Here is a 16,912-nt window from a genome sequence, read left to right on the forward strand (position 1 = left end):
AACCTCGGCGCGGCATGGACGACCTCGACGACTACGGCCGCGACTACGTCCCGCAGGCGGCGGCCGGCGTCGCCGACCACGCGATCCGCAGCGGCGACCGCTACGTCGGCCGGCGCGACCTGCTGCGGGCGGTCGCGGTCGCCGTCTCCGGCGCCGAGGCCGACGTGCAGCTCGGCGTCGACCCGGGCACCTTCTACTGCGCCGACCAACTGGCCAACCTGATCGCGCTGGCCGGCGAGCCGGCGTTCGCCGGCGTGCTGAGCGGCTTCATCCACGTCCCGCCCGACCGCAGCACCGGCGCGGCCGCGGTCGCGGCGACGCACCTGCTCTCGCGGGCCGACAACCTGCAACAGTGCGCGCGGGTGGTCGCCACGGCGGTGCGTGAGCTGTCCGAAGGGACAGACGGTGCGACGGTCGTGCTCACCGCGTTCGGGCCGTTCGCCGGGGTGATCGACAACCCGACCGCGGCGTTCGTCGGCGACGCCGACCACCTCGACGCGACCGCGCGCCTGGCCGTCGCGGGCCTGACTCTGGTGGAGCGCGAGCCGCTCGGCGCGGCCACGCTGCACCGCTACGCCGGCGAAGGTCGGAAGCTGGTGCTGGCCACCGCGGTGCTGCCGCTCGCGGCCACCGCCGCCGCCGCGCTGGCGGGTCGCTACTTCGACACCGATACCACCGCGGCCAACTTTCGCCGCGCGCTCGGGGTGATCGTCGCGGTGCAGCCGCCGCGGGCGATCGTCAGCCTCGGGGTCGACAGCGGTCAGGTGCTGCGCCCGGCTCGCCCGGCCTTCCGCGTCGAGACGCAGACCCGCGGCTTCCACGGCGCCACGCGCGGGCGCACCGCGAGCGACGCGTACCAGCGCCACCTCGAGCTGGCCCGCCTGTTCCTGCGCGCCAGGGCGCGGGGCGACGGGCCGCTGCGCTTTCAGCCGGACTGAGGCCTGTTCGTCGGCTGGCCGATCGAGCATGTTTTAATGGCCATGTCCGTAGAATGCGACGCGTCCAGCTCCGAGGTGGAGCGCGAGTGGCGAGAATGAGAGGCGCAGCGCGAGAGCGATCGAGCATGGCGAGGGCGGTGCTGCTCGCGTGGATGGCCAGGGCCGGCTCGAGATCGACGGAGGGCAGAGCCGCGACTCGCCGCGGGCCGCGAATCGTCGACGACCTGCGAGCGAGCGCGTGACTCGCCAGCCCGCGAGAGTTCGCGCTTACGCCAGCCCCGCGAGCGCGAGGGCGACGCAGGCGAACAGCACCCCGAGCTCGATGCGGCTGCAGGCGGGCGCGGACAGGCGCTTGCGGACGCGGCCGCCGGCGAGGTTGCCGGCGAGGATCGCCAGCGCCAGCGCGGCGGAGAGCAGGGCGGTCTCGCCGGTGACGAGGCCGCCGAACCCGTAGGCGGCGATCCGGCCGACGTGCATGGCGACCGCGGTGGCGGCCGCGGTGGCGACGTAGGCCGCGCCGGAGAGCCCGGCCGACTGCAGGATGGCGCCGATGGCCAGGCCGGCGCTGCCCGTGGTCGCCGCCATCGCCCCGATCGCCGCGCCCGCGGGCACCAGCGCGGCCGCGGGCGGCGGGCGCGGCAGCCACCAGCCGAGCGCGCGGGCCAGGGCGAGCGCGCTCGTGAGCACCAGCAGGAGCTGCAGCACGGCGGTCGGCATGGCCACCACCAGCAGGCCGCCGAGAGCGCTGCCCGGCAGCGCGCCCAGCGCGAACGGCCAGGCGATCCGCCGGTCGACCTCGTCGCGCCCGACGGCCCAGCGGTGCAGGTTGCCGACCAGCAGCGCCGGCGACGACAGCGCCAGGGCCTCCGCCGGGCTCATCCGCAGCGACAGCGCGAGGATCAAAAAAACTCCGCCGCCGAGACCGGCGACGGTCGTCAGCCAACCCGCGACCCATCCCAGCAACAGCAGCAACCCGATCTCCACGAAGCGACCTCCTGGGCCTGGTGTAGTGCCCAGACCACCATCTTCAAAATCGAATCTTCGGAAGGCTGCTATAAAGATTCCTGATGATCGACGAGCTCCGTCACTTCCTGCTCATCGTCGAGCTCGGCACCTTCACCGAGGCGGCGCGGCGGGCACATTTGTCTCAGCCGGCGCTCACTGCCTCGATCCAGCGGCTCGAGGGGGCCTTCGGGGCCCGGCTGCTCGACCGCGGGCCGGGCGGGGCGACGCCGACCGCGGCCGGGGCGGCGCTGGTGTCGCGGGCGGGGGCGGTGCTGGCGGCGCTCGACGACGCGAAGCGGGCGGTGGCGGAGATCGAAGGCCTGCACGCGGGCGAGGTGCGGGTCGGCGCGGGGGCGACCGCGTGCACGTACCTGCTGCCGGCGACTCTGGCCCTGTACCGGGCGGAGCACCCGGGCGTGCGGTTCTTGCTGCGCGAGGCCAACACCGACGAGGTGCTCGACGCGCTGCACCGCGGCGACCTCGACCTCGGCGTCATCACCACCGACCGTGGCGAGCCGTGGTTCGTCGACGAGATGATCCTCGTCGCCGCCCCCGACTTGCCCGATCCGTCGCACGCCCCGTTCGTCACCTTCGCCCGCGGGACCACCTCGCGCGAGCTGCTCGAGCGCCACTTCCCGGGCGCGGAGATCGTGATGGAGCTCGGCAGCATCGCCTCGGTCAAGGGCAACGTGCGCGCCGGCATCGGCGTCGCGTTGATCAGCCGCGCCTCCGCCCGTCACGACCTGTCTCAGGGCCGCCTCGTCGAGGTGCCCGACCCGCGGACCCCGATCGCCCGCCCGCTCCACCTCGTCCACCGCGGCATCGACCGCCTGCCGCCCGCCGCCGCCCGCCTGCGCGAGCTGCTGCTGGCGCACCCGCCCGACCGCCCGCCCGTCCGCCGCGCGAGCTGAGCTCGCTCGCTGCGCGTGGGACCTGCGCTGGGCAGCCGCGTGGCGTCGTGTTAGACGCGCGCTCGAGATGCTGAAGTGTCAGTGGGATCGCGTCTGCGAGAATTTCAACGAGATCGGCGCCCGCTGCGATCGCAACCGGGTGAAGGAGCAGATGTTCTGCGAAGTTCACCTCCAACGGCTCTGCATCGCGGCGTTGCAGCAGGCCAGGCCGCGAGAACCCGGCGCGGCCGCCAAGTTCGGGCGGGAGCTCGTGCTGCGGAGCCTGGCGGGCGTCGGGGGGTTCCTGGCGGGTGCCCTGTTCAAACACTACTGGCCCATGATCGTCGAGGCGGTGAACTCGTTCATGATCCACGTCCCGCCGGCCGGCGCCGAAGGGACCGACGAGTTGACGTTCCGGTGGGGCGAGCAGGAGATCGACTTGCTGTCGCCGACTGGTTGGGAGGGCGCACGCACGGTGGTCGTCCGCCCGCAGCTCGGGTTGCCTGCGGAGCTCGTGCGCCAGCTCGAGAACGGGGACGGGTGGACGGCGGTCGGCCGGATCCTCGAACACCTGGTCCGAGCCGAGCAATCGCCCTCGTGAGCCGAGTCGAGAATGTCCCGAAGGGCATGTCTCGAGAGGCATGTGATGCAGGCTTGCGCGCCGGGCTCGGCTGGTCGAGACTGGCCTCGTGTCGCGCAGGTTTTTAATAGGCGTCGCGGTCGCGCTGGTGCTGCTGGCGATCGCCGCGTGGTGGTTGCTCGAGCGGCCGGGGCCCGCGGAGGCGCTCGCGGAGGAGCGGCCCGATCGGGCGGCGCGGGCGGCCGAGATCGCGCGGGAGCGGACGGAGGCGCGGGCGCGCGGCGAGGTCGACATCTCGCCTTGCTCGGCCGCGGGGCGGGTCGTCGACGCGGCGAACGGGCGGGGCATCGCCGGCGCGGTGGTGATGCTGCGACCCAAGGGCCTCGGCGCGCCGGTGGGGTTCGGCGATTCGGGCGCGCCGATCACCGCGCGCACCGACGCCTCGGGCGACTGGTCGGTGCCGCTGGTGCGGCCGGGCCACTACATCCTCAGCGCCGCGGCGGCCGGATATTTACCATATGTCCGCAAAGACCTGTCCCTTCAATCAGGCAACGCTCACGCCGGCCTCGACGCCGCGCTGGTGCCCGGGGGTCACGCGCTGCGCGGCACCGTGAGCGACATCGGCGGCGGGCCGGTCGAGGGCGCGATCGTCAGCGTCGACCGCCAGGGCGAGGGCAACGTGATCCAGTTCAGCCGCGCCTCGTTCCCGGCGGTCAGCGACGCCGAGGGCCGGTTCGAGGTGCAGGTCGCCGACGGCCTGTATCAGGTCGCGGCCTGGCACGCCGACTACACCGGCGACAGCGAGGCCGTCGACGTGGCCGGCGGCCCGCGCTCGGTCGACCTGCGGCTGGTGCCGGCGGCCTCGGTCGAGGGCACGGTGCGCGGCGACCCCGGCGACGCGCCGGTCACGGGTGCGGTCGTCAGCGTCGGCGAGTTCGGCGGCTTCGGCGGCGCCTCGGCGGTCAGCGACGAGCGCGGCCGGTTCCGCCTCGGCGGCCTGGCCTCGGGCGCGCACAGCCTGTGGGCGGCCGCGGCCGGGCACGCCTCGCGCGAGCCGGCGAAGGTCGAGCTGGGGATCGGCGAGTCGCTCACAGGCGTCGAGATCCGCGTCGAGCGGGCGTTCAAGATCTCCGGCTTCGTCGCGCCCAGAGACGACCCGCGCAAGGCCCTCGACGGGGTCATGGTCGGCGCCCTGTCGCTGGACCCGTTCGCGCTGCGCCCGGCGACCGGGCCGAGCGCGGTCGACGGTTACTTCGAGGTGCTCGGCGTACGGCCCGGCACGTACATGCTCGGCTCGGTGGCCGAGCAGGCGCTGCCGGAGATCCTCGGCGGCCCGAGCGTGACCGTGGTTGACGCCGACGTCAGCGGGGTGCTGGTCGAGCTCGACCGCGGGGTCGAGGTGCGCGGGCGGGTCGAGCCGCCGGCGATGGCGGCGGTGTCGCTCACCCTCGCCGACGAAGAGGCGGGCTTCCTGTCGTTCCTCGCCAACCTCGGCAACGTCCTGGTCCGCAGCCGGGCCGACGCCGGCGGCGAGTTCACGCTGCGGCCGGTCAAGCCGGGCAAGCTGCGCGTGGTCGCCGAGGCGCCCGACGGCAGCCGCGGGCAGGTCGACGTCGAGGTCGGCGCCGAGGGGCTGCGCGGCGCGGTGGTGGTGCTCGAGCCGCGGGCGACGGTCACCGGCCGGGTGGTCGACGCCCGCGGCGCGCCGGTCAAGGGCGGCAGCGTGCAGCTGCTGCCGGTGGCGCCGAAGCGCGACGGCGCGGCCGCGGTGACGTTCGACGCCGACCGCCGCGACCGCTACCCGATCGCCGAGGACGGCACCTACGCGGCGCGCGGCCTCGACGGCGGCGAGTACGAGGTGCGGGTGCTCGACCGTGCGGGCAATGTGATCCGCTGGGATGTCCCTGCGGACAGGTCGTACGAACCGGCGCGAAAGACCGTCGCCGCGGCGGTCGTCACGCCCGGCGTCGACCTGGTGGTCGAGGTGCGCGACGGGGTGCTGCGCGGGGTGGTGCTCGACCCCGACGGCGCGCCCACGCCCGACGCGTGGATCACCGCCACGCCGGAGCAGCGCGACCCGGCCGAGAGCCCGTTCCACCGGCCCGAGGCCGCCAAGTCGGGCGAGAAGGTCGGGCTCGTGCCCGAGGCGCCGAAGGAGCCCGGCGCGGGGGCAAGGGCCGCGTTCTTCGGGCGCGGCGAGCCGGTGCTGTCGGGCGAGGACGGTCGCTTCGAGTTCACCGGCCTCGCGCGTCGGACCTACACCCTGCGCGCCGAGGCCCTCCGCGGCAGCGCGCGTGTCGAGGTGTCCGGCCTGTCCCCGGGGACAGACGTGCGACTGCAGGTGGTCCCGCTCGCCGAGCTGACGGTCACCGCGCTGGCGGGCGGCAAGCCGGTGCCGCGCTGGGAGCTGCACCTCACCCACAAGAAGCAGGGCGGGGTCACCAGCAACGACCGCGAGACCGTCGACAGCGCGACTGGCGGCCGGCGCCTCGACCACCTCGAGCCCGGCGAGTACGAGCTGATCGCGGTGGCCGACGCCGGCCGCGTCGAGCACCCGCTCGAGCTGAAGCCGGGCGAGCGCGCGGCGGTCACCCTCGACCTGCAGCCGTGGGCCAGGCTGCGCGGCGTCCTGCTCGACTCGCGCAGCGGCCAGCCGCTGGCTGGCATGTCGGTGATGACTTTCGGCAAGGGCGAGCGGACCGGCGGCCTGATCGGCAGCCTGTTCGGCAAGGGCCCGCGCACCGACGCGAGCGGCCGCTTCGAGCTCGCCAGCGTCAGCCCCGGCGCCGGCGAGCTGCACTTCGTCGACGGCGACCTGTCCGACGTCGGCATCATCGCCCGCGCCGACTACTCGGTGGCGGCCGGCGTCGAGGCCGACCTCGGCACGATCTACGGCGTCGCTGCCGGCAAGATCGCCAGGGCCGAGCGCGGCGACCTCGGCCTGCGCACCCGTCTGGCCACCGAGGCGAGCCGGCCGCGGCCGCTCGGCGAGCAGCCGGAGCCGTTGAAGGAGAAGGAAGATCCGCGGGCGCCGAAGCGGCTGTGGATCGAGGCGGTCACGATCGACGGGCCGGCCGACCGGGCCGGGGTGCAGCCCGGCGACGAGGTCGTCGGCGTCGACGGCCTGGCCGTCTCCGCGACCAACTCGGAGAACGCCGCGCGCATGCTGGCGCCCGCCAGCGTCCGCCGCGGCCAGAGCGTGGCGCTCGAGCTGGCCCGCGCCGGCGGCCGCGAGACGGTCACGCTCGAGGCCGCAGCGCGGCCGCCCGAGCCGGGTCTTCATACGCAGTGACGGGCGGCGCGGGCCAGGCCGAGCGGCGTGACGCAAGAGGCCGCGAATACAGCACGTGCCGGCGCGCTAGCGAGACGGTCACGCTCGAGGCCGCAGCGCGGCCGCCCGAGCCGGGTCTTCATGCGCAGTGACGGGCGGCGCGGGCCAGGTCGAGCGGCGTGACGCAAGAGGCCGCGAACGACCGCACGTGCCGGCGCGCTCGGCTCCTCGCCGGGGCCGCGGCCCGCGTCCTGGAAGCTTGCGGCGCCCTCACCGGGGCCGTCCAGCTCGTGCGAGCTGGTGGGCCGGCGAGACACCGGCTCGTGAAGAACATGTCCTCAAGAACATGTCCTTCGTATCATGCCGTCATGGACATGCTCTTATGGGCATGTCCAGAAGCTCAGGCGCTCTTGCCGTCGTACTTGTTGACGCTGAGCTTGTCGACGTCGACGTCGTCGAGGCAGCGGACGTTGACGGCGACCATCTCGGTGCCGTCGGGGCCGACGCCGCGGGCGAACGAGCGGATCCCGCAAGCGTCGCAGAACAGGTGATGGATCCGCTTGCTGGCGAACTGGTAGTCGGTCAGGTGGTCGTCGCCGCCGGTCAGGCGGAACTCGCTCTTGGGCACGAACGCCAGGACGGCGCCGGTCTTGCCGCAGATGCTGCAGTTGCAGGAGAGGACGGGCTGGCCGAGGTCGAGGTTGACCTCGTAGCGGACCTTGCCGCAGTGGCAGCCGCCGGAGTGCTGAGTGGCTTGGGTCATGGTGTGAGGATGCCCTGACACGGCCCCGCCGCGTATTGTAGAAATGCGACACGCCGATGCACCGCGCCAGCACGCGCTCGGGAGGGGTCCTCCATCCGCACGCCGCGCGGGGGCAGTTCTCGCTGACGCGTCACCTGCCGGCGGCCGACCTGTCGCGGTGGGTCGAGCGCCACTGGACGGTCCGCTGGGACCTGCGCGGGCGCCCGCCGCACGTGCAGGAGACGCTGCCGCACCCGTGCGTGAACCTGGCGATCACCGCCCGCGGCGCGGCGATCCACGGCTGCGAGACGCACCGCTCGGGCGTGCAGCTGCGCGGCGAGGGCCGCGTGTTCGGCACGAAGTTCCGCCCGGGGGCCTTCTTCCCGTTCCTGCAGCGGCCGCTGGCCCAGCTGACCGACCGCGACGTGCCGCTTGGCGAGGTGTTCGGCCCGGCCGCGGACGAGCTCGCCGAGGCGGTGCTGGCCGCCGAGGACGACGCGGCTCAGGTCGCTCTGGTCGAGGCCTTCCTGCGCGCGCGCTCGCCGGCGCCGGACCCGAGCGTCGACCGCGTGCTCGAGGTGGTCCGCCTGGCGCTCGACCACCCCGCGATCGCCCGCGTCGAACAGCTCGCCGAGCTGGCGCAGATCCCCGCCCGCTCGCTGCAGCGGCTGTTCCGCCGCTACGTCGGCGTCGGCCCGAAGTGGGTCATCCGCTGCTTCCGCCTCCACGAGGCCGCCGAACGCCTGGCCGCCGACCGCGTCCTCGACGGCGCGACCCTCGCCGCCGAACTCGGCTACTTCGACCAGGCCCACTTCATCCGCGACTTCAAGGCGCTCATCGGCAGCGCGCCCAGCGAGTACGCCGCCCGCTGCGCCGCCGAGGCCGCGATGCTCGCAGGAAGCCACGACGAGCGCCGCGCGTGAACGGCGAGAAGCGCATGCATCGCGACGCTTTCATCGAGGACGCGCTGAGAGCCCGCGCCGGACAGGGGGCGTCCGTCGTCGCGCTCGTCGAATGGCTCCGCGCGGAGCTCGGCGTCACAGACCCCGGGCAGGGCCGATTCATGGTGATGAGGCACCTGGCCCGAGCTTTTGCGATCCCGGCCCGGGAGGTCTCGGCGGTCGGTGCATGGGTCGGCTTCGGCGACGGAGACGGCGAGATCACGGACGAGGAGCTGAACGCGCTGCTGGGAGCCTATCTGCGCTGAATGCTCCCTTCGGGCCGCCCGGGCTTGAATGCGTCGAGAGCGAAGGACACCCTGAGCATGACGGACCTCGAAGAAGAACTCTACGAACGGGTGTCGGAGATCTCCGAGGAAGCCTTCTGCTCCGGGTGGCAGGGCGGGATAGAGTTCGACCTCTGGGACCGGATCGCCGGGACGGAACGAAGGTGGGCCAGATCCTCCTGAGCGAGGAGCGCGTCCGACGCTTGCGCGAGCCGAGCCGTGCGCTGAATGGCCGGATGGTATACAGCATATACGGGGATGGCCCCGAAGTGGTGCCTTCCGCGGAATGGCTCGAGATGTTCGCTCGGTGGCGATTGAACCCGAGGGCCGACATTTGCCGCGTCAAACCTGGCACTCGCCGAGGGGCGATTCGCCGCACCTCGAGAATGTGTGGCCATCGCCGTGATCGAGGTGCTGAGAGTCCGCCGATAGCAGCGCTCGCATCGGCGTCTTCTCACTCGTCAGCCCGTCGCTGCTCCGCTCGAACTTGGGGCGGCGACGTCCCCGGCCACCAGCGCCGCGTCGCGCTATCGCTTGCTCGCCTCGACGAGGTACCCGCGCGGCACGCCCGGCGCGTCGGGCGGGAGGGCAGGGAACGGCCAGCGGCCCCACTCCGCCGCGAGCACGGACGGATCGGTGACGACCGCGTCCCAGCCGTGAGCGCCGATCAGGCCCCCCGGCTCGTCGGTGGCGTAGACCCACGGCGCGCCCAGCTCGCGCATCATCCGGAGCGTCGGCGCGAGCGCGGGCGCCTCGAGCAGCCCGCGGCCGACCACGTCGTACAGCAGGCGAGAACCAGGCGCCGACAGCTGCTCGACGCGGGCGAACAGGGCAGCGACCACGCTCGCGTCGAGGTACTGCAGCAGCCCCTCGACCAGCCAGGCGGTGCGCTGCGAGCGATCGAAGTCCGCGGCGAGCAGCGCGGCCGGCCAGTCGTCGCCGAGGTCGGCACCCACGGCGAAGCGAGCGGCCCGCGATCGGGCGCCGCCCAGCCGCTCGGCCTTGGCGGCGAGCACGTCCGGCTGATCGACCTCGAACACGCGCGCGTCCGCGGGCCACGACAGGCGATACGCGCGTGCGTCCATGCCGGCGGCGAGGACCACGAACTGACGAATGCCCGCGTCCCAGGCGCGCGCGAGCGCCTCGTCGTAGTAGCGCGTGCGGACCTCGATGATCGGCAGGGACAGCGGACTGGCGGAGCGGTAGGCGGCGAGCGCGGCCCGGCCGGCGCCCCCGGCGAGCTGGGCCGCGAACGGGTCGTCGAACAGTCGGTCGGCGCGCGCGGATTCTTCGGCCCGCATGGCAGCGACAAGGAGGCCGGTGGTGGCGACTGAGTTGAGCATGCGGCGAACATGCGCCGGCCATCGCCCCGCGTCTTGGATCTTTTTTCCCGCGCTCGCGCGGTGTCGATCGCCGCCGCGAGGACGCTCGAGCTCCCCCGCTCGGCCGCAGGGATCCTCGCAGCCAGCGCCGAGTTCATCGATTGATTCAGGTCGCGATTCGTGGGTCGCGGCGAGAGGGCCTATCCGCGCAGCGGCACGTGGTTCGGACGCTCGACGCCCTGGGCGCGGTAGGCTCGCGGGCTGAGGCCGGTCAGCTCGCGGAACTCGCGGTCGAAGTGGGACTGATCGCAATACCCGAGCTCGGCGGCCAGATCTGCGCCGCGCGCCGGCCGATCGGCGTCGAGCCGCCGCAGCGCCGCTTGCAGCCGCCGGACCCGCCAGAACGCCTTGGGTGCCAGCCCCACCTCGTCGCGGAACAGCGCCAGCAGCCGCTTCGCGGACACTCCGGTGCGCGTCAGCACCTCGGCGACGCTGCCGAGGTCGGGGTCGTCGAAGGCCCGCAGCGCGTACGCGACGGCCGGGTGCCGCCGCGGCGGTCGAGCGAGCCGCGCGAGCAGGAATCGCGCGAGCAGGCGGAACCGTTCGTCGGGCCCCGCGGCCTCGAGCAGGCGCTCGCGCAAGGTCGTCGCGCTCGCGCCCCAGATCGCAGCGAGCGCGAAGTGACCGCCCGTGAGCGCGCCCGCGGGGACCCCGAGGAACGGCGCGGCGCCGCCGGGCTTGAAGTGCACCCCCATCACCGCGGCGCACGGCGCGGTGTCGATGACGAAGTAGCCGGCGTGCGCGCCCGAGACCATGATCCCCGGGAACAGCGCGGCGCGGTCGGAGCGGTCGAATACGCGGAGCCGGTCGTCGCGCAGGTTGATGACGATGTCGACCGTCCCTGACGGCAACGCCCGCTCCCGCGGAGCCGGGGCGGTGTAGCAATCCCACGACCAGAAGCAGTCGACGAACTCGCCGAGCGGTGGCCCAGGACGGTGGAGCTGCGCAGGCATTTTTTTCCACTGCGAGTATTCGCGCCCGCCTCGCGAGGAGCAAGTCGACGCCAATCGTCCCTCCGACGTCCGACCTCATGGGTGTCGCAGCAGATGGCCGCCCGCCGAATGATTCGCGCCGTGACCTGCTTCAAAGGACATCTCCTCATCGATGGCGGCGACCGGTGTCAGGGATCGCCTGATGCGCGTCCTGCGAGCTGTTTCGAACCGGGCTCGATGGACCGGCAGGACCGGTGGGCTGCGCACGCAGGAAGCCGCAATTTTTCGGTGGCCGTCGGTCACTCCCACGTGGAGGAACCTTCATGAACTACGCCCTTGGTCTCGGCGCCTCGCTCGCCTCGCTGTTCGCCAGTCTCCTCGCCGGCTGCGGCGACTCGTGCAGCGGCTTCGACAGTTATCACGGCAAGGAGACGATCCTGTTGACGCCGGAGGAATATGCCCACTGGCAGACCGGCAAGCCGCCGCCCGTCGATCCGACCGGCGGCAGCACGAGCGGGGACAGCACGACCGGCGGGGACAGCACGACCGGCGGGGACAGCACGACCGGCGAGGACCCCACCACCGGCGGAAACGGCACGACCGGCGGGGCGGCGCCTCTGACCGACGACGAGGTGTGCATGCTCGTGTGCGACCGGGAGATCTCGGTCAGCGACAGCGTCGACGGGTGCTCCGTCGGCGCGCCCGACGGCGACGGCAAGATCCCCGTCACATGTGCGTACCACACCCTCTGCACCGGCCGGCGCCACCTCTGCGTGCGTTCGACCGGCGAGACCGAGGCCCGCGGCCGGATCGGCGCCTGGCTCGCGCGAGACGCCCACAACGAGGCCGCGTCGGTGCACGCGTTCGTGGCGCTCCGGCGCGAGCTCGCGGCCCACGGCGCTCCCGAGCAGCTGCTGGCGCGCCTCGACGCTGCCGCGCGCGACGAGGTGCGTCACGCCGAGCTCGTCGGCGCGCTCGCGCGGATGCACGGCGCCGAGACGCCGGCCGTCGCGGTCGCCGACGTGCCGGTGCGCGACCTGCTGGCGATCGCGCTCGAGAACTCGATCGAGGGTTGTGTCGGTGAGACGTGGGCCGCGCTGATCAACGCGCACCAGGCCCGCGCCGCTCCAGATCTCGCAATTCGCGAGATCTACGCGGAGATCGCCGCCGACGAGGCGCGCCACGCCGAGCTGGCATGGGCCCTCGACGCCTGGCTCTGCGGACAGCTCGACGCGGCCGGGCGTGGCCGCGTCGCCGCAGCCCGGGGCGAGGCGGTGCGCCGGCTGTCGGCTGCCCTCGAGGACAGCGAGGACGACGTCGCGCTGCGCGTCCTCGGCGTCCCGGATGGCACGCGCGCGCAGCAGCTGGCCGCCGGCCTCACCGCTGCCCTGTGGTCGCAGGCGGCCTAGCGCCTCGAGGCAGCGATCCTCGGCAGCGACGGCGACGTCGTGCCTGGCCGGGCGGGCCGCCGCCCGGTTCGAACGGTCGCGCCATCGCGCAGGGTTCGCCTGGAGCGGCTCGAGCGACAGATGCCGATGATTGGCACAGGCAAAAGTATGGATAGGCGGCCACGTTACCGCCACCATACGCGACGTGGCAGGCATTCGCCCGGTTCGGGCGCAAGTTGAACCCGGACGGCGCCCCTCGTCTCCCCGTTCGGAAACGGGCCCGAGCTGACGGGCGTCCATTCCACAAATCGTGTCGCGCCGATGAGCCCTGCGACTTCAGCGATGGCGACTCACGACGCGGCTCTCAGGCAGGTCAGAAGTGGCCGCCGAGCGTGAGGGCGCCGCCGTCGAGGAGGCGCGTGGGGGTGACGCCGAGGCGCAGCCGCTTGCCGAGCTTGAAGCCGTCGGCGTCGGCGACGCGCGGGCCCCGGCCGTCGCGGACGAATTGCACGGTGCCGACGATGGCGAGGCTCAGGGCGACGACCTGCAGGACGCCCGGTAAGACGATTTGAAACCGCTCCCGGTGAGTTTCTCCGACGGGGAGCGCCGCGAATGGGCCGACGACCGGGATATACATCCGATTGATGGCCCTGGGGATCCCGGGATCTGGGTAGCAGGGCGAATCGTCGGTGCACGGGCTGGGATAGGGATCGTAATCGTCGAGGGCGACGAAGAGCAGGGTGACGCCTGCAGTGAGGGTGTAGAGGGTCCCGAACGCGACCCAGCCGCCGATCATCAAACCCTTGCGTCGGCGCGGCGGCGGCGGCTGCTGGGCGGTGTTGGCGGCGGGCGCGGCCGGGGCGGGCCAGGCGTAGTAGAGCGGAGCCTCGGGCGCGGACGAACCCTGCTGGACGGTCGACGTCGGGGGTGCGGCCGATTTCGGCGAAAATGGCTCTTCGACCATGACCGAAGAGTCATGTTGAACCGGTGCGGCCAGAGTGGGAGAGGCCAGTCCGACGACGATCAAGGCGGCGAGCGGGACGGCGCGTCGGTTCATCGCTGGCCCTTCATGGAACGATTGTGGCCCGCGCCTGCGGACGTGACAAGCCGCGGCGCTCCGGGGACGCGCGGACCTTGCCCCTGAAGCCGCGGGGCACAATCGTTCACCCGGCCTGCGGACCGGTCCTCCGCTCAGGACGCTCGCAGCGAATCGACCCTGGACCAGTCGGTCCCTTCGACCACGTGCTGGCGATGCATGCGGGTCTGCTTGACCATGTTCCACCCGAGCACCCCGGTCACCTTGCCGCCGCTGCCGTACAGCGCCACGAATTGACCGAGCTCGGGCGAGCCCTCGACGAGCGCGACCTCCGCCCCGGGCGTCGCGAATCCGTGGACCTGAATCTTCACATCGTATTGATCGGTCCAGAAGAAAGGCACCGGCGCGTAGGGTCGGTCCTTGCCGAGGATGTTCGCCGCCACCGCTGCGCCCTGTTCGACCGCGTTGCTGCGGTTCTCCAGGCGCAGCCCGGTTCCGAGGCCCTCGTGGTGCCACCACGCCACGTCGCCGACGGCGTAGATGCCCTCGGCCGCGCGGCAGCGGGAGTCGCAGACGATCCCGTCGGCCAGCTGCAGGCCGCTGTTCGCCAGCCAGCCGATCGCAGGGCGCGAGCCGATCGCCACCACCACCACGTCGGCGGGGAGCACCTCGCCGCCGGCCAGGCGGACCCCGCGGACGCGCTGGTCGTCGCCGACCAGTCCCTCGACCGCGGCGCCGAGGCGCAGCTGCACCCCCTGGCGCGCGTGCAGCTCCGCCAAATAGCCGCCGATTCGCGGGCCGAGCTGGCTGGCGAGCGGCGTCGCTTGCGGGCCGACCAGAGTGACCGTCAGGCCCATCCCGCGGGCCGTGGCGGCCGCCTCCGTGCCGAGCACGCCGTCGCCGACGACGACCACCTGCGTGGCCGCGAGCAGGTCGGCCCGCAGCGCGACCGCGTCGTCTACGGTGCGCAGCACGTGGACCCCGGGCCACGGCAGCTGCCCGGGCAGGCGGCGCGGCTCGAGGCCGGTGGCGATCACGATCGCCTCCGCGGTCAGCCGGCGCCCCGCCGCGGTCACCACCGCGCGGGCGGGGGCGTCGAGGTGCACTGCAGGGTCGCCGAGGAGCACCGTCGCGTTCAACTGAGCCAGCGCCGCGTCGGGCCGCAAGCGGGTCCGGTCCGGCTCCAAGGCGCCGGACAGGACCTTCTTCGACAGCGGCGGGCGGTCGTAGGGCGGGTGTCGCTCCGCGCCGAGCAGCGTCAGCGCGCCGGCGTACCCGTCGCGTCGCAGCGACTCGACCACCGCGAGGCCGCCCACCGAGGCGCCGACGACGAGCACGCCGGACGGGACCGTCACGCCTGCTCCTCGAGCCGGATCGCCGCGCCCGGGCACACGCAGGCCGCCTCGCGCACGGCCTTGTGCAGCTCCGGCGCCGGCGACTCGTCGAGCAACACGACGATGCCGTCGTCACGCTGGTCGAACACCTTCGGCGCCAGCAGGACGCACTGACCTGCCCCGCAGCACTTCTCCACATCGACAATGATGCGCATGGTCGTCGCTCTCCTTGATCGTTCGGATGTCGTTTCGAGGGTCACTTCGTGGCGGTGAAGGGGGCCTGCCACAGGCCCGCGAGGGCGTCGATGAGGCCGACCGCCGCGCCCTCCCAGGTCGCGCGCGGGGTCGGCGAGCCCTCCTGCAGCGCGCGCTCGCGTTCGGCGCACACGTGCACGATGAGGTGGCGGCTCATGTCGCCGCGCTCGGCGACCACGTCGGCGGGCAGCACCGGCATCAGCCGCTTGAGCCCGTCGGTGACCGCGGGCATCGACGGCGAGGCCTGGGTCTCGCCGATCACGATCTCGCGCAGCACCGGGTCGGTGGTCGCCTGGGCGATGAAGCGCGCGTACCAGCTCGGGCTGCCGAGCGAGGCGAGGTGTTCGGTGGTCGGCAGGACCAGGCAGCCGAGCCAGTCGCGCAGCGCCTGCGAGCCCTGGATCGCCGCCAGGGCGTCGGTGCGGCGGCGCTCGATCGACGGTGCGTGTCGGCGCACGATGGCGGCCACGAGATCGGTCTTGGTGCCGAAGTGGTAGCCGACGGCGAAGTTGTTCGCCTGGCCCGCCGCCTCGCTGATCTGGCGGTTCGAGACCGCGGCCACCCCGTGCTCGGCGAACAGGCGCTCGGCCGTGGTGAGGATGAGCTCGCGGGTCTCGGTGGCGTGGGCGTGCCTCGTGCGTGGTCCGGCCATGGGGTCACCAGCGTACTGGAACCCGCTCGAGTCCGCCGATCAGCAGGCCCTCGCGGCGGGCCAGCTCCTCCGGCGGGACGGCGAGCTCCAGCGTCGGCAGCCGGCGCAGCAGCACGTTCAGCGTGGTCTGCAGCTCGGTGCGGGCCAGGGCCTGGCCGACGCACGAGTGCGGACCGACGCCGAAAGTCAGGTGCGGGTTCGGCGACCGGGTCAGGTCCATGTGGTCGGCGCGCTCGTAGGCCTTCTCGTCGCGGTTGGCGGCGGCCATGTTGCAGATCACGGTCGTGCCGCCCGGCAGCTTCTGGCCGCTGACCTCGATGTCCTCGGTGATGAAGCGGGGCAGGCCGAAGCCGGCGTTGGCGTCGAAGCGGAGCACCTCCTCGACGGCGGTGCGGACCAGCGACGGGTCGGCGACCAGCTGCTCCCAGCGGTGGCGCTCGCCGAGCAGCATCGCCATCATCTTGGCGATCGTGTTGGAGGTGGTCTCGTGGCCGGCGACGAGGATGCCCTGGCCGATCATCATCAGCTCGCGCTCGGTGAGCGGGTGGCCGTCGTCGACGGCGGCGACCAGCTCGCTCAGCAGGTCCTCGCCCGGCGCGGCCCGCTTGGCGGCGATGTGCGTCATCATGTACTGGCTGAACTCCGCCTGCGCGGCGTCCATCTCCTGGCGGGTGAACTGCGACATGTTCAGCATCGCGTTCGACCAGTAGGCCAGCTTGTCGCGGTCGATGTCGGGGATCCCCAGCAGCTCGCAGATCACCCACACCGGCAACGGGAAGGCCAGGCCGGCCACCAGGTCGGCGGGCGCGCCCTGCTTCACCATGTCGTCGATCAGCTGGTCGGCCATCGCCTCGATCCGCGGCTGCATCGCCGAGACCCGCTTGGCGGTGAACGACTTGTGCAGCAGGCGCCGCCACCGCTCGTGCCCCTCGGTCAGCGAGGCCGCCTCCTCGGTCTCGAACACCGAGCCGCCCTCCTCGGACAGCCGCGCCGCGCCCTCCTTGCCGAGCTGCCGGGTGAACCGCGGGTCGGCCAGCACCTGGCGAACATCGTTGTAGCGGGTCAGCAGGACCGCGCTGTCCCCGCTGGGCAGCCGCACGTGGGCGACCGGACAACCCTGGCGCAGCTTGGCCCACTCCTCGGGCGGCTCCAGCGGGGCAGGGGCGCGAAGGGGATAGTCCAGGACCTGGTCGCTACTTTCGATGCTCATCAGAACCTCCGGGCAGGAGGTCTAAGTCATGCGACTGATTAAGTCAATCAACTGACTTATGTTTTGAAGATG

17 protein-coding genes are annotated in these 16,912 nt (G+C 72.8%); 8 read left to right on the top strand and 9 right to left on the bottom strand.

The window, feature by feature from the left end; genetic code table 11:
- Positions 1–14 precede the first annotated feature (14 nt).
- Positions 15–938 carry a hypothetical protein gene (locus O0S08_RS00475; protein ID WP_269036942.1) on the top strand — a complete coding sequence of 308 codons (924 nt, stop codon included), beginning with the start codon at positions 15–17 and terminating at the stop codon, positions 936–938.
- 267 nt (positions 939–1,205) lie between these two features.
- Here the strand turns inward: O0S08_RS00475 and O0S08_RS00480 are convergent, their stop codons facing one another.
- Positions 1,206–1,922 (bottom strand): sulfite exporter TauE/SafE family protein, encoded by a 717-nt coding sequence (locus O0S08_RS00480; RefSeq protein WP_269036943.1) that lies wholly within the window; start codon positions 1,920–1,922, stop codon positions 1,206–1,208.
- A gap of 83 nt (positions 1,923–2,005) precedes the next feature.
- Between O0S08_RS00480 and O0S08_RS00485 the strand changes: the two genes are divergently transcribed.
- From O0S08_RS00485 to O0S08_RS00495, 3 genes are all read left to right on the top strand, one after another.
- Positions 2,006–2,854, top strand: coding sequence for a LysR family transcriptional regulator (locus O0S08_RS00485; protein ID WP_269036944.1), 849 nt, complete (start codon positions 2,006–2,008; stop codon positions 2,852–2,854).
- A 67-nt stretch (positions 2,855–2,921) separates the two neighbouring features.
- The gene (locus tag O0S08_RS00490) at positions 2,922–3,434 is read left to right on the top strand and encodes a hypothetical protein (protein ID WP_269036945.1); all 513 of its coding nucleotides are present in this window, start codon (positions 2,922–2,924) and stop codon (positions 3,432–3,434) included.
- A gap of 127 nt (positions 3,435–3,561) precedes the next feature.
- Positions 3,562–6,705, top strand: a complete 3,144-nt coding sequence (locus O0S08_RS00495; RefSeq protein ID WP_269036946.1) for a carboxypeptidase regulatory-like domain-containing protein — start codon at positions 3,562–3,564, stop codon at positions 6,703–6,705.
- A gap of 379 nt (positions 6,706–7,084) precedes the next feature.
- Here O0S08_RS00495 and O0S08_RS00500 read toward each other — a convergent pair whose 3' ends face one another.
- On the bottom strand, positions 7,085–7,447 hold the full coding sequence (locus O0S08_RS00500) for a GFA family protein (RefSeq protein WP_269036947.1): 363 nt from the start codon (positions 7,445–7,447) through the stop codon (positions 7,085–7,087).
- 56 nt (positions 7,448–7,503) lie between these two features.
- Between O0S08_RS00500 and O0S08_RS00505 the strand changes: the two genes are divergently transcribed.
- From O0S08_RS00505 to O0S08_RS00515, 3 genes are read left to right on the top strand one after another with little or no spacing between them, the layout of a single operon-like run.
- A complete protein-coding gene (locus tag O0S08_RS00505; RefSeq protein WP_269036948.1) occupies positions 7,504–8,349 on the top strand; it encodes a DUF6597 domain-containing transcriptional factor in 846 nt (281 codons plus the stop codon).
- Complete coding sequence (locus O0S08_RS00510; protein WP_269036949.1) at positions 8,346–8,633, top strand: hypothetical protein; 288 nt, start codon at positions 8,346–8,348, stop codon at positions 8,631–8,633. Before O0S08_RS00505 ends, O0S08_RS00510 begins: the two co-directional genes overlap by 4 nt.
- 57 nt (positions 8,634–8,690) lie before the next feature.
- A complete protein-coding gene (locus tag O0S08_RS00515) occupies positions 8,691–8,834 on the top strand; it encodes a hypothetical protein (protein ID WP_269036950.1) in 144 nt (47 codons plus the stop codon).
- A gap of 344 nt (positions 8,835–9,178) precedes the next feature.
- Here the strand turns inward: O0S08_RS00515 and O0S08_RS00520 are convergent, their stop codons facing one another.
- The gene (locus O0S08_RS00520) at positions 9,179–9,994 is read right to left on the bottom strand and encodes an SAM-dependent methyltransferase (RefSeq protein WP_269036951.1); all 816 of its coding nucleotides are present in this window, start codon (positions 9,992–9,994) and stop codon (positions 9,179–9,181) included.
- A 179-nt stretch (positions 9,995–10,173) separates the two neighbouring features.
- Complete coding sequence (locus tag O0S08_RS00525; protein WP_269036952.1) at positions 10,174–10,986, bottom strand: AraC family transcriptional regulator; 813 nt, start codon at positions 10,984–10,986, stop codon at positions 10,174–10,176.
- A gap of 302 nt (positions 10,987–11,288) precedes the next feature.
- Here O0S08_RS00525 and O0S08_RS00530 point away from each other — a divergent pair, with 302 nt between their 5' ends.
- Positions 11,289–12,374 (top strand): ferritin-like domain-containing protein, encoded by a 1,086-nt coding sequence (locus O0S08_RS00530; protein WP_269036953.1) that lies wholly within the window; start codon positions 11,289–11,291, stop codon positions 12,372–12,374.
- Positions 12,375–12,726: 352 nt separating this feature from the next.
- On the opposite strand, the gene O0S08_RS00535 is transcribed toward O0S08_RS00530, so the two are convergent.
- From O0S08_RS00535 to O0S08_RS00555, 5 genes are all read right to left on the bottom strand, one after another.
- Positions 12,727–13,410, bottom strand: a complete 684-nt coding sequence (locus O0S08_RS00535) for a hypothetical protein (protein ID WP_269036954.1) — start codon at positions 13,408–13,410, stop codon at positions 12,727–12,729.
- Positions 13,411–13,544: 134 nt separating this feature from the next.
- Positions 13,545–14,744, bottom strand: a complete 1,200-nt coding sequence (locus O0S08_RS00540; RefSeq protein ID WP_269036955.1) for an NAD(P)/FAD-dependent oxidoreductase — start codon at positions 14,742–14,744, stop codon at positions 13,545–13,547.
- A complete protein-coding gene (locus O0S08_RS00545; RefSeq protein ID WP_269036956.1) occupies positions 14,741–14,938 on the bottom strand; it encodes a ferredoxin in 198 nt (65 codons plus the stop codon). The genes O0S08_RS00540 and O0S08_RS00545 overlap by 4 nt, the downstream gene beginning before the upstream one ends.
- Before the next feature lie 41 nt (positions 14,939–14,979).
- A complete protein-coding gene (locus O0S08_RS00550) occupies positions 14,980–15,630 on the bottom strand; it encodes a TetR/AcrR family transcriptional regulator (protein ID WP_269036957.1) in 651 nt (216 codons plus the stop codon).
- Between the two features lie 4 nt (positions 15,631–15,634).
- Complete coding sequence (locus O0S08_RS00555; protein ID WP_269036958.1) at positions 15,635–16,840, bottom strand: cytochrome P450; 1,206 nt, start codon at positions 16,838–16,840, stop codon at positions 15,635–15,637.
- Positions 16,841–16,912 lie beyond the last annotated feature (72 nt).

The sequence above is a fragment of the Nannocystis punicea genome (assembly GCF_026965555.1).
GTDB classification, from domain to species: domain Bacteria; phylum Myxococcota_A; class Polyangia; order Nannocystales; family Nannocystaceae; genus Nannocystis; species Nannocystis punicea.